11 protein-coding genes are annotated in these 12,046 nt (G+C 62.9%); 9 read left to right on the top strand and 2 right to left on the bottom strand.

From position 1 onward, the window contains the following. Positions 1 to 27: 27 nt before the first annotated feature. Both YUO_RS0138545 and YUO_RS0138540 read left to right on the top strand, forming a co-directional pair. Entirely contained in the window at positions 28 to 822 is a 795-nt protein-coding gene (locus tag YUO_RS0138545) for a helix-turn-helix transcriptional regulator (protein ID WP_028351872.1), read from the top strand. 114 nt (positions 823 to 936) lie between these two features. Next, a complete protein-coding gene (locus YUO_RS0138540; protein ID WP_028351871.1) occupies positions 937 to 2,103 on the top strand; it encodes a cytochrome P450 in 1,167 nt (388 codons plus the stop codon). Between the two features lie 18 nt (positions 2,104 to 2,121). On the opposite strand, the gene YUO_RS0138535 is transcribed toward YUO_RS0138540, so the two are convergent. Both YUO_RS0138535 and YUO_RS0138530 read right to left on the bottom strand, forming a co-directional pair. Further along, complete coding sequence (locus YUO_RS0138535) at positions 2,122 to 3,801, bottom strand: tannase/feruloyl esterase family alpha/beta hydrolase (protein ID WP_430649596.1); 1,680 nt, start codon at positions 3,799 to 3,801, stop codon at positions 2,122 to 2,124. Positions 3,802 to 3,914: 113 nt separating this feature from the next. After that, on the bottom strand, positions 3,915 to 5,189 hold the full coding sequence (locus tag YUO_RS0138530) for an NAD(P)/FAD-dependent oxidoreductase (protein ID WP_028351869.1): 1,275 nt from the start codon (positions 5,187 to 5,189) through the stop codon (positions 3,915 to 3,917). Between the two features lie 340 nt (positions 5,190 to 5,529). Between YUO_RS0138530 and YUO_RS0138525 the strand changes: the two genes are divergently transcribed. The 7 genes from YUO_RS0138525 to YUO_RS0138490 all read left to right on the top strand — a co-directional run bounded on the left by YUO_RS0138525 (position 5,530) and on the right by YUO_RS0138490 (position 11,916). Then, on the top strand, positions 5,530 to 5,859 hold the full coding sequence (locus YUO_RS0138525) for a hypothetical protein (protein WP_028351868.1): 330 nt from the start codon (positions 5,530 to 5,532) through the stop codon (positions 5,857 to 5,859). After that, on the top strand, positions 5,860 to 6,747 hold the full coding sequence (locus tag YUO_RS0138520; RefSeq protein ID WP_156908964.1) for a sigma-70 family RNA polymerase sigma factor: 888 nt from the start codon (positions 5,860 to 5,862) through the stop codon (positions 6,745 to 6,747). Positions 6,748 to 7,159: 412 nt separating this feature from the next. Further along, on the top strand, positions 7,160 to 8,335 hold the full coding sequence (locus YUO_RS0138510) for an ABC transporter substrate-binding protein (protein ID WP_028351866.1): 1,176 nt from the start codon (positions 7,160 to 7,162) through the stop codon (positions 8,333 to 8,335). Between the two features lie 238 nt (positions 8,336 to 8,573). Further along, on the top strand, positions 8,574 to 9,491 hold the full coding sequence (locus tag YUO_RS0138505; RefSeq protein WP_028351865.1) for a branched-chain amino acid ABC transporter permease: 918 nt from the start codon (positions 8,574 to 8,576) through the stop codon (positions 9,489 to 9,491). Then, a complete protein-coding gene (locus YUO_RS0138500) occupies positions 9,488 to 10,435 on the top strand; it encodes a branched-chain amino acid ABC transporter permease (protein WP_028351864.1) in 948 nt (315 codons plus the stop codon). The genes YUO_RS0138505 and YUO_RS0138500 overlap by 4 nt, the downstream gene beginning before the upstream one ends. Further along, positions 10,428 to 11,195, top strand: coding sequence for an ABC transporter ATP-binding protein (locus tag YUO_RS0138495; protein WP_028351863.1), 768 nt, complete (start codon positions 10,428 to 10,430; stop codon positions 11,193 to 11,195). The genes YUO_RS0138500 and YUO_RS0138495 overlap by 8 nt, the downstream gene beginning before the upstream one ends. Further along, positions 11,188 to 11,916, top strand: a complete 729-nt coding sequence (locus YUO_RS0138490) for an ABC transporter ATP-binding protein (protein ID WP_028351862.1) — start codon at positions 11,188 to 11,190, stop codon at positions 11,914 to 11,916. Before YUO_RS0138495 ends, YUO_RS0138490 begins: the two co-directional genes overlap by 8 nt. Positions 11,917 to 12,046: the final 130 nt, after the last annotated feature.

Genomic DNA, 12,046 nt, shown 5'->3' with positions numbered 1-12,046 from the left:
CAGATTAGCCTCTGGCAGGAGGAAACCATGAAAGCGGAAGCAGCTTCTGCATGTCCTGCAACGAGTGACATCACGCCGGCCGTGCTTGCGATCGGCCAGCCTGAGTTTGCGCGAACCCTGATCGCAACGCTCCGTCGGGTGGCGGGCGTGGGTCACTGCATGGTGTTTTCGTTTGCCGGCGAACGCTCTGCGCGCTGTCTGCTCGACATCGGCAACATTCCGATCGGCGCCGAGCTTGGCGCCGCCTATTCGGATCATTTTCACTTCGCCGATCCGAACCGGGATGCAATCTTCCGGAAGCAGGCGATCGGCAGGCCAATCGTGCTGCCGGCCTTTGCCCGACGCATGTACGGAGACAAGTACCGCAAGATCTTCTTTGAAGATTCCGGGATCGTCGACAAGCTGGCGGCTGCGGTCTGGGTCGGGCAGACCTGCTTCTATGTCAACTTCTATCGAACCATGTCGCAGGGCCGTTTCGCCAGCGACGAGGTCGAGCGGTTGCGAACCGTTGCGCCTTCCGTCAGCGCCGCAGTGGCGCGTCATTTCCAGCACGAGCCGGTGTCGCCGGACGATCCGGACCGCACGCTCAAAGCGCTGTTTGCATCAGGCGCGCCGTTCGCGCGTCTCACCGGCCGCGAGCGGGCGGTATGCCTGCGCATCGTTTCCGGCCTCAGCTCGGAGGCGATTTCCGCCGACCTCGGCATCAGCCCGCATTCGACGCTGACCTATCGCAAGCGCGCCTATGGGAAGCTAGGCATCTCCTCACAGAACGAATTGTTTGCGATCGTGCTGCGCCTGCTTGCGGCGCGCAGCATGAACTGAGGTAATCTGCGGTTCTTTCGCCGCCGATCCTGCGCTGTCCGTCCCAATCCGTTGGGACAGACGGCTTTCCTTTGAGGGCTTAGCATACGACCTTTCCGAACCCGGAGGCCGATCGTGAGCACTGCGCCCCGCATCGATATCGAACCTGCCGCTTTCTGGCAGGATCCCTACCCAACGCTCGCAAGGCTGCGGCGAGAGGCGCCGATCGCGTTTGTCCCGCAGCTCGGCAGCACGCTGCTCTGCAGCCGCGACGATATTTTCGTATCGGAAAAGCAGATCGACGTGTTCAGCTCGCACCAGCCCGAGGGCTTGATGAACAAGCTGATGGGCCACAACATGATGCGCAAGGATGGCGATGCGCATATGGTCGAGCGCAAGGCCATCTTTCCCGCGATCTCGCCCAAAACCGTCAAATCGCACTGGACGGCGCAGTTTCAGGCGCATGCCGACCGCATCATCGACGCACTCGAGCCGAAAGGCGCCCTCGACTTCGTGAGGGATTTCGCCCTGCCATTCTCGGCCGAGTGCCTGAAGTCGATCACGGGGCTGACCAACATGCGTTTCCAGGACATGAACGCATGGTCGCAAGGGATGATCGACGGCATCGCCAACTATGCCGGCGATCCTGCGGTGGAGGCACGCTGTCATGCCGCGACCGCCGGCATCGATGCCGCGATCGACGACATGGTCCCGGTGCTGCGCAAGAAGCCCGATCTTAGCCTGCTCTGCGTGATGCTTGCCACCGATATGCCGATGGATAGCGTGCGCGCCAATATCAAGCTCGCGATCAGCGGCGGCCAGAACGAGCCGCGCGATGCCATTGCGGGGACGGCATGGGCGCTGCTCACCCATCCCGATGAGCTTGAACTCGTGCGCGGCGGCGAAATTCCCTGGCTGCAGGCGTTCGAAGAATATGCCCGCTGGATTTCGCCGATCGGCATGTCGCCGCGCCGCGTGGCCCGGCCATGGCGGATTCGCGATGTGGAATTCGAAACCGACGAGCGCGTGTTCCTGATGTTCGGGTCGGCCAATCGCGACGAGAAGCATTTTGAAAACCCGGAATGCTTCGACGTCAGGCGCGACGCCAGCAAGAGCATCGCCTTCGGCGCCGGTCCGCATTTTTGCGCCGGCGCCTGGGCATCGCGGGCGATGGTGGCCGATGTCGCGCTGCCGACTATCTTCAGGCGCTTTCCTGATCTGCATCTGGTCGAGGGCGAGCCGGTGCGGGTCGTCGGATGGGCGTTCCGTGGCCTGCTCAACCTGCCGGTTGCGCTGGGGTAGGGAGTTGGCGCGCGTCTGTCACGGCGCGCAGTGAAAGCTCGCCGCGAGATTGACCTGTCCCGATTTGTAATGCGGCCATGCCGGCCACCGGCACAGCGGCAGCGAACGCAGCGTTTCGAATGCCGGCGCTTCGACCTTCTGCTCGATCACTTCGAGGTCGCCGGGCGCCTTGCCATTCTCGACCCAGTCGACGAGAACGGCCAGCATGTCGACATTGGCGGGCGCGCCTGAGCCGACATGATCGACGCCGGGCGCCGTATAGAGACGGGCGAACTCCGCCGTTTTCTCCTTGCCGAGCGTGCGCTGCACGTTTTCGAAGTAGCGGATCCCCGCATAGGGACTTTGGGCATAGTCGGCCATGTATTCGAGGATCACGAGCTTGCCGCCGCGCGCACCGAACCGGCTGAGATCGGGATTGGTCGAATCCATCAGCTTGGACACGTAAAGCAAGCGCTCCTTGTGGTCCTCAGGCTTGTACATCGTGACGTCGAGCTTCGGGTTGCGCGCGAAGACATATTGAATGCCGCCGGCGCCATAGATCCAGGCGATGCCGTTGCCAGGAGCAGGCGGCTGCGCCGGCGCCGCCTTGCCGAGCCACCACGAGATCCAGCCGCCGGTCGGCCCGAAGGCCGGGGTATTTTCGCCCGACACACCCCAGCCCGGATAGTCATCAAGGCCGTTCTCCAGCGTGAAAGGAAACTTGTAGGTCGCGTGCAGCGTCTCGATCGCCGTGATCTGGGCGTCAGTCAGGCATTGGTCGCCGCTCTGGCCGGACGCGCAGCGCAGCGACTCCGGCTGGAATTTCGCCTTGCAGCCGACCGGATCGAGCACGAGCGAATCCTCGGCGCCGTCGGCCTTGTCGCAGGTCTGCAATACCGCCTTGGCCACGAGTTCGACCTGTGCAGGGCGGATCCAGCCTTCGCCCATTGTGGCGAGACCGGACCGCGTGCCGGCATGCTGCAGCCCGACCCAGTTGATGACGGGCACGCGCGCAAAAATGCCGTCAAAATCCTCCGGATACCGCTGCGCCATCGTTAGCCCCTCGCGGCCGCCTTCCGATGATCCCATGAAGTACAGTTTCTTCGGCGGATTGCCGTAGGCGCGCACCATCAGCGCGACGGCCGCGTCGCGCACGCGCTTGTAGGAGCGATGCGCAAAATTCTCGAACGCTTCGTCGTTGAGCGCAAACACCTGCGGCGGCTCGCCCGGCTTGGTCTCATGGCCGGAATCCGTGCCGTAGGTGACGAAGCCCTGCGCCAGCGGCGATGGCGCGCCGAAGGGATGCGCGGGCGGCAGGGCAAGGCCGGTGATCAGCACGCCGTTGAAACCCCCGCCGCCATATTGCAGCGAGCGGCCGTTCCACTCGACCGGGAGATTCACCTGGAATTTGATCGGGGGCGCATTCGGATCAGAGGGCGCGATCTGGCCGAGCACCTTGCAGAATTCTGGATTGGCCGGCGTGACCCGCGCCGCCGGTGTAGGTCCTCTTTCGGCGACCGCGAGCGGTGTCGGCGCAATCATGGAAGCGGAGTCGACCCGGACGACATTGTCGGTCGGACGGATAAGATCGCTGCAGGTCGCGGCCGGATCCCCGGTCATTTTCGCTGCCATTGCCTCGACGGCGCTTAAGGAGGTCGCCGCGATCAGCGAAGCCAGGCAAGTGCACGCGCGCAAACTGATCTTGGGCCACTGCATCATCTTCTCCCGCCTTGTATCCCGCGTATTGTCTCGCGGTCGTACCAGAATGGCGGGTGCGGCACGGACGTCAACCCAAAAGCGGCGCAGCGCCAGCCTGACCGCGACAGAAGATTTTATCCCGTGACCTTGCTCGAGCCCTGCGTGATCAGCCGAGCGGCGCGCTGGTCGCGGGCGTGAATCCATAGCCAACTCAAGGCGACGCTGAGCCGGTTGCGCAGGCCGATCAGGAAGTAGATGTGGGCGATGCCCCAGATCCACCAGGCGAGATTGCCGCGCAGCTTGATACGGCCGAAATCAATCACGGCCTTCTTCTTGCCGATCTGCGCGAGACTGCCGGCATGCTTGTAGCGGAACGGCGGCAGCGTGCCGCCGGAGAGGCGCGCCTTGATCAGCGCCGCCACATAGCGCCCCTGCTGCTTGGCCGCCGGCGCGATGCCGGGCACGGGATTGCCGTCGGGGCCGGCGATCGTCACGGTATCGCCGATGGCAAACACATCGGGATGGCCGGGCACGGTCAGATCAGGCTCGACCTTCAGGCGGTAAGCGCGGTCGGCGGGCGCATTCAACCATTCGGCCGCGCGCGAAGCGCGCACGCCGGCCGCCCAGACGATGGTCCTGGCCTCCAGCCGCTTGCCGGCATAGACGACGCCATCGATCGCGCATTCGGTGACAGGCTGCCCCAGCACCACCTCAACGCCGAGTTCCTCCAGCGCGCGCTGTGCATAGGCCGAGAGGTCCTCGGGAAAGCCGGCAAGCACGCGCGGGCCGGCTTCGACCAGGACAACGCGGGTCTTGTGGGTATCGATGTTGCGAAAGTCCGGCGGCAGTGTGTCCCTGGCGAGGTCGGCGATGGTGCCGGCCATTTCGACGCCGGTCGGACCGGCGCCGATGATGACGAAGGTGAGTAGCGCCGCGCGCCTGACAGGGTCGGTCTCGCGTTCGGCGCGCTCGAACGCGACGAGGATGCGCCGCCGCAGCGTCGTGGCGTCCTCCAGCGTCTTCAGGCCCGGTGCGAACGGCTCCCATTCATCGTGGCCGAAATAAGCGTGGCGGGCGCCGGTGGCGAGGATCAGCGTGTCGTAGGCGATCGTTTCGCCATCTTCGAGCAGCACGCGCTTTCCCTCGGCATCGACGCCATTCACATTGGCAAACAGCGTCGTCACTTCGGGGCGGTTGCGCAGCAGATAGCGGATCGGCCAGGCGATTTCCGACGTCGCCAGCGAAGCGGTCGCGACCTGGTAGAGCAGCGGCTGGAACAGATGATGGTTGCGGCGGTCGATCAGCGTGATCCGGACCGGCGCCCCGGCGAGGCCAAAGGCGGTCTCCAGACCGCCGAAACCGGCGCCGACGATCACGACGTGATGGGGTTCTTTCGGCACTGTCGTCATGGGAATGCGACCCCGGTTTCAGATGTCTCAACGCCTTGGATTATGTAGCCATTTGCGGCTCCGCTCCAATACGCCTTTGTCAATCGGTCGATAGCGAAAGCGTATGATGCCGTCGTCCCGGCCCTTATGCGCAATTGCGCATCAGGAGCCGGGACCCATAACCACAGGATTTTGTTGTGGCGCAGTGCGGCCGCTCCAGCGTTCTCAACAATACCCTTCTGTGGTTATGGGTCCCTGCGTTCCGCAGGGACGACGGCAAAATAAATTGCCTGCCACCGTATCCTTTGCCCAATCCCAAACGTCCTGGGGGGCGAGATGGCCGCAAAATGAGGAGAAAGCCATGAGACGAACCGTGATCAGGTACAAAACCAAGCCGGAAATGAGCGACAGGAACGCCGAATTGGTCGCGGCGGTATTTGCCGAGCTGAAGGCGGCGCAGCCGGAGGGCTTTCGCTATCTGTCGCTGCGGCTGGAGGATGATACGTTCATCCATTTCGTCGAGACCGCAGCCGATGACGGCTCCAGCGCGTTACCGAAACTGGCGGCGTTTCAGGCGTTCCAGAACGGCATTCGCGAGCGTTGCGCCGAACTGCCGCTACCGAAAGGCGTGACCGTCGTCGGCAATTATCGCATGTTGCGCGAGACCGAGAACGCGCTTGCCGGAGTCTGAATGACAGTGGGTCCCGAGACGTCCGCCGCGTTCGACATCGAGCGCCTGCTGGTGGCGATGCGCCCAAGGCTGCATCGCTATTGCGCGCGCATGGTGGGCTCCGTCATCGACGGCGAGGACGTGCTGCAGGATGCCATGATCAAGGCGGTGGAGGCGCATGCCTCCGCCGGCACGCTCGGCAATCCCGAAGGCTGGCTGTTTCGCATTGCGCACAACACCGCGCTGGATTTCCTGCGCCGGCGCAAGCGCCGAGAGGCGCTCCGGGGACCAGCGGAGGTGGACATGATCGTTGACCAGCTCGATGCCGTGGCAAGCCGCCAGATCGCCGCGACCTCCTTGCGCACCTTCATGCGGTTGCCGGTACCACAGCGTGCGAGCGTGATCCTGATGGACGTGCTCGGCTGCTCGCTGAAGGAAATCTGCGAGGTAATGGATTGCAGCATGCCCGCCGCCAAGGCCGCGCTGCATCGCGGCCGCGCGCAATTGCGGGAAATCGCCAGCGAGCCGGACGACGCGCCGCAGCAAAAACTATCCGACGCCGATCGCGAGCGGCTCGGCGCTTATGTCGCCCATTTCAACGCGCGCGACTTTGACGCCATCCGCGCCATGATTACAGACGATGTCAGGCTCGATCTCGTCAGCAGAACTCACTTGCGTGGCAAGGCCGAAGTGTCCCGCTATTTCGGCAACTACGACAAGGTGAGCGACTGGCACCTGGTGCCGGGCCTGGTGGAGGGGCGTCCCGCCATCCTGGTGTTTGATCCCAACCAAGGCGATGCCAAGCCGAAATATTTCGTTCTGCTGGGCTGGTCGGCCGGCAAGGTCGCGACCATCCGGGATTTCCGCCACGCGCCTTACGTCATCGATGGCGCTGAATACCTGATCTGAAAGAGCGCTTCTGGACGGTGAAGGTGGGAATACGCGATTCCACCCTTGCGAAAAATTGTTTTAAGCCTAAAATGATTTGTGAGGCGGCGCTGCCGGGCGTCCTCGATATTGATCTCGAGCCTTTCATGGATGGAAGCGAGGGGGAGATTGAAAATGTCAGGTAGCCCCCAGCCGGTCCCTTGGTCCGTCCGGGCAACCGGCATTATATTTCTTGCCATCCCCGCCGTCCACGAATTATGGTGCAGGTGGCTTAAGCATGCGCCGAAGGTTCTAACCGGAGCCTTGGGTTCATGCTTGCCGCTGACCGGCGATTTCGCGCACAAAATACCTCACAGATAAGAGGCGCGCGGAGCAAGCGTTGCCGGTCGCCCGGTTGACCGGGTTTTGAGTGATAAACAGGAGGGGAGTGATTATGAAAAAGGCATTCTGGCTGGCGGGCGCAACAATCCTAGCGCTGGCGCAGCCCGCGCTCGCTGGCGACACCATCAAAATCGGCTTTATCTCGACCTTCAGCGGCCCGACCGCTGTGATCGGCAACGACATGCGCAACTCGTTCGAGCTGGCGCTCGACCATCTCGGCCGCAAGATGGGCGGCAAGCCGGTCGAGGTGATCTATGAAGACGACGGCCAGAAGCCTGACGTCGGCAAGCAGAAGACCGAGAAGCTGATCCAGTCCGACAAGGTCGATTTCGTCGTCGGCTACATCTGGTCGAACGTGCTGCTGGCCTCGCTGAAGACCGCGGTCGACAGCAAGACCTTCCTGATCACGTCGAATGCCGGTCCCTCACAGCTCGCCGGCGAGCTCTGTTCGCCTTACGTGTTCTCGACCTCCTGGCAGAACGACCAGACCCCGCAGGCGGTCGGCACCTACATGAACCAGAAGGGCGTGAAATCAGTGTTCCTGATCGGCCCGAACTACGCCGCCGGCAAGGACATGCTGGCCGGCGTCAAAAGCACCTTCAAGGGCCAGGTCGTAGGCGAGGAATATACGGTGTGGCCGAGCCAGCTCGACTTCTCCGCCGAGCTCACCAAGGCGAAGAATTCCAAGGCCGAGTCGATCTTCGTATTCTATCCGGGCGCGGCCGGTGTGCAGTTCCTCAATCAATACGCCCAGGCGGGCCTCAAGGGGCAGATCCCGCTCTATACTGCGTTCACGATCGACGAATTGTCGCTGCCGCTGCAGAAGGAAAACGCAATCGGCGTGCCCGGCGCGCAGCAGTGGGTCAACGACTTGCCGTTCCCCGAGAACAAGAAGTTCGTCGAGGACTACCGCAAGAAGTACACCGGCCTGCGCCCGACCTTCTACGGCGCGCAGTCCTATGACGCCGCGAACCTGGTCAACAGCGCGGTGGTTGCGGTGAAAGGCGATACCTCGAAGAAGGACGAGATGAAGGCCGAGATGGAGAAGGCCAACTTCAAGTCCGTGCGCGGCCCGTTCAAATACGGCAACAACCACATTCCGATCCAGAATTTCTACCTGCAGGACGTGGTCAAGGACGCCGACGGCCAGCTCTCGCTGAAGACGGTGGCGACCATCGTCAAGGACGACCAGGATCGCTTCCACGACAAATGTCCGATGAAGAAGTGATTGTTGGCATGGTCGGTGCATGATCGCCGGAGCGCGCCCTCGGGCTTGACCCGAGGGCGGTTAACGACAGATCATCCGCCCCACAAGAAAAATGGCGGCGGCGCAGATGTGCTGCCGCTGTTTTGTTAGGGCATGATCCGGAAAAGTGGGATCCGGTTTTCCGAAAAGATCATGCCCAAAATAGAAAAATAGAGCGGGATGACGCGTCATCACGCTCTAGGTCTAGAGTTTTAGGTTCATGCTCGTCCTCGTTGAACAATCGCTGAACGGCCTGCAGTTCGGCCTGTTGCTGTTCCTGCTGGCGGCCGGCTTGACGCTGGTGTTCGGCATCATGGACTTCGTCAATCTGGCGCACGGCTCGCTCTACATGATGGGCGCCTATTTCGCGGCGACCTTTGTCGCCTGGACGAACAGTTTTGTGCTTGGCGTGCTGCTCGCGCTCGGCGCCACGCTGCTACTGGGCATCGCGCTCGAATTCATCGCACTGAGACATCTCTACGGCCGCGACCATCTCGATCAGGTGCTGGCGACCTTCGGGCTGATCCTGTTCTTCAACGACGCGGTGCGGCTGATCTGGGGCCCTGCCGGCCTGTCGCTGCCGCTTCCGCCCTGGCTGACCGTGCCGGTGCAGATCGTCCCCGGCGTGTTCTATCCGGCCTACCGTCTCTCGATCATCGTGGTCGCGCTGGCGGTCGCGGCATTGCTCTATATCGTGGTGATGCGGACCAAAATCGGCATGCTGATCCGCGCCGGCGCCTCCAACCGTGAAATGATCGGCGCGCTCGGCATCAACATCAAGCTGCTGTTCACGCTGGTGTTCGGACTTGGCGCGGCGCTCGCAGGCCTTGCCGGTCTGATGCAGGCGCCGATCCTGACCGTGCAGATCGGCATGGGCGAGAACATCCTCATCCTCGCTTTCGTTATCATCGTGATCGGCGGCATCGGCTCGATCCGCGGCGCCTTCATGGCCGCGATCTTCGTCGGCATGATCGATACGCTCGGCCGCGCCTTCCTGCCCGATCTCCTGCGCACCGTGCTGAGTTCCGCCGCCGCTTCCACCGCCGCACCCGCATTGTCATCGATGCTGATCTATCTCCTGATGGCCATCGTCCTCGTCGTGCGGCCGGAGGGGCTGTTTCCGGCTGCCAAGCGATGAAATCTCACATCAACGCCCGCAACGTCATCGTGGCGCTCGTCGCGCTTGGCCTCACCTTGCTGCCGGCCTATTCGGCGCTGACCGGCAACATCTTCATCCTGACGCTGTTCACCCGCATCGTCATCTTCGCGTTGGCTGCCGCGAGCCTCAATCTCATCATGGGCTATGGCGGCATGATGAGCTTTGGCCACGCCGCCTATCTCGGCATTGGCGGTTACGCGGTGGGCATCCTCGCCCACGAAGGCATCGGCTCCGGCTTCATCCAGTGGCCGGTCGCGCTGGCGCTGTCGGCGCTTTATGCGCTGGTGATCGGTGCGCTCAGCCTGCGCACGCGCGGCGTCTATTTCATCATGATCACGCTCGCCTTCGCGCAGATGGCCTATTACATCGCCTCGGGTCTTTCTCGCTATGGTGGAGATGACGGCCTCACCATCTACAAGCGCAGCACTTTCGGCGGCCTGATCGACCTGTCGAACCGCGTGCAGTTCTACTACCTCTGCCTCGCCTGCCTGTTCGGCGGCGTCTATCTGATCTGGCGCATCATCAATTCCCGGTTTGGCATGGTGGTGCAGGGCGTCCGTTCCAACGAGCAGCGCATGCAGGCGATCGGCTTTCACGCTAACCGCTATCGGCTGGTCTGCTTCGTCATCTCCGGTACGATCTGCGGCCTCGCCGGGGCGCTGCTCGCCAACAACACCGATTTCATCAGCCCGGCTGGGATGTACTGGACCCGCTCCGGCGAACTCATGGTGATGGTGGTGTTCGGCGGCATGGGCTCGCTGTTCGGTCCCGTCCTGGGCACCATCGTGTTCCTCCTGCTGGAAGAAGTCCTGTCGCAATTCACCGAATATTGGGCGCTGATCATGGGCCCGCTATTGCTGCTGATCGTGCTGTTCGCGCGCGGCGGCATCATGGGCCTGCTCGGGAGGTTGAGCCGTGGCTGATCCTCTGCTCCGTGTAGAAAACCTGGTCCGAAGTTTTGGTGGCATCAAAGCCACCGACAATCTGTCGCTCGATGTCGTGCCGGGCGAACTGCATGCCATCATCGGTCCCAACGGCGCCGGCAAGACCACGCTGATCAGCCAGTTGACCGGACAGTTGATGCCGAATTCCGGCACCATTCACTTCGCCGGCCGCGAGATCTCGCGGCTGCCGTCCTATCAGCGCAGCCGGCTTGGCCTGGCGCGCTCGTTCCAGATCACCTGCCTGCTGCCGGATTTTACCGCAGCCGATAACGTCGCGCTGGCGGCGCAAGCGCATGACGGCCACTCGTTCCGCTTCTGGGGCTCGGCGCGCAAGGAGAGGCATCTGCGCGACGCGGCGCAGGCGGCGCTCGCGCGGGTAGGGCTCGCCAGACGCGCCGACGTGCTAGTGTCGGAATTGAGCCACGGCGAACAGCGCGAGCTCGAGTTGGCGGTGGCGCTCGCCACCAAGCCGCAATTGCTGCTGCTCGACGAGCCGATGGCCGGCCTCGGCGTCACCGAATCCGCGCGCATGGTGGCGCTGCTCAAGGAATTGCGGAAGGAAGTCACCATCGTGCTGGTCGAGCACGACATGGAAGCGGTGTTCGCGCTGGCCGACCGCATCACGGTGCTGGTTTATGGCCGCGTGATCGCCTCGGGCGATCCAGACGCCATCCGCAACAATGAGGAAGTCAAGCGCGCCTATCTCGGCGACCAGCATGTGGTGGTTAGCCATGGCTGAATCGAGAACCGCCGAAACCCTGCTCGAAGTTGAAGGCATCGAGACCTGCTACGGCCTCAGCCAGGTGCTGTTCGGCCTGTCGCTGAAGGTAAAGTCGGGCGAGATGGTCGCTCTGATGGGCCGCAACGGCATGGGCAAGACCACGACTATCCGCTCCATCATGGGCATGACGCCGGCTCGCGCGGGCACGATCCGCTTCGCGGGTGAGCAGGTGCGCAGCCTGCCGTCCTACAGAATAGCAAAACTCGGCATCGGCCTGGTGCCGGAAGGCCGCCAGATTTTTCCGAACCTGACGGTCTACGAGAATCTGGTGGCGGCTTCGGGCAACCGCTCAGGCAATCCCGATCCCTGGACCATCGACAAGATCCACGCGCTGTTTCCGCGGCTTGCCGAGCGCGGCAACAACATGGGCGTGACCTTGTCGGGCGGCGAGCAGCAGATGCTGGCGATCGGCCGCGCGCTGATGACCAACCCGAAGCTTTTGATCCTCGACGAAGCCACCGAAGGTCTCGCACCGCTGATCCGCGAGGAAATCTGGAACTGCCTGTCGATGCTGAAGGGCCGCGGCCAATCCGTGCTCGTCATCGACAAGAACGTCGCCAACCTCTCCCGCATCGCCGATCGCCACTACATCATCGAGCGCGGGCGGACGGTGTGGACAGGGACATCAGAGCAGTTGATTGCCGAGCCGGACCTGCAGCACCGGTATCTGGGGATTTGAGGGGGGACGTCATTCCGGGGCGATGCGCCAGCATCGAACTATGATGCGCAATTGCGCATCGGAGAATCTCGAGATTCCGGGTCTGGTCCTTCGGACCATCCCGGAATGACGGCGGAGAGGCGTGCGCCCC

It is taken from the genome of Bradyrhizobium murdochi, from assembly GCF_000472965.1.
Taxonomy (GTDB): domain Bacteria; phylum Pseudomonadota; class Alphaproteobacteria; order Rhizobiales; family Xanthobacteraceae; genus Bradyrhizobium; species Bradyrhizobium murdochi.
The sequence above is the reverse complement of the archived record's forward strand: the minus strand, read 5'-3'. Positions and strand labels throughout refer to the sequence as shown.

Excerpts from the sequence above, each read along its gene's own strand:
- YUO_RS0138520 (WP_156908964.1), top strand. The coding sequence starts at position 5,860 with ATGACAGTGGGTCCCGAGACGTCCGCCGCGTTCGACATCGAGCGCCTG.
- YUO_RS0138535 (WP_430649596.1), bottom strand. The coding sequence starts at position 3,801 with ATGATGCAGTGGCCCAAGATCAGTTTGCGCGCGTGCACTTGCCTGGCT.
- YUO_RS0138530 (WP_028351869.1), bottom strand. The coding sequence starts at position 5,189 with ATGACGACAGTGCCGAAAGAACCCCATCACGTCGTGATCGTCGGCGCC.
- YUO_RS0138525 (WP_028351868.1), top strand. The coding sequence starts at position 5,530 with ATGAGACGAACCGTGATCAGGTACAAAACCAAGCCGGAAATGAGCGAC.
- YUO_RS0138510 (WP_028351866.1), top strand. The coding sequence starts at position 7,160 with ATGAAAAAGGCATTCTGGCTGGCGGGCGCAACAATCCTAGCGCTGGCG.
- YUO_RS0138490 (WP_028351862.1), top strand. The coding sequence starts at position 11,188 with ATGGCTGAATCGAGAACCGCCGAAACCCTGCTCGAAGTTGAAGGCATC.
- YUO_RS0138500 (WP_028351864.1), top strand. The coding sequence starts at position 9,488 with ATGAAATCTCACATCAACGCCCGCAACGTCATCGTGGCGCTCGTCGCG.
- YUO_RS0138505 (WP_028351865.1), top strand. The coding sequence starts at position 8,574 with ATGCTCGTCCTCGTTGAACAATCGCTGAACGGCCTGCAGTTCGGCCTG.
- YUO_RS0138545 (WP_028351872.1), top strand. The coding sequence starts at position 28 with ATGAAAGCGGAAGCAGCTTCTGCATGTCCTGCAACGAGTGACATCACG.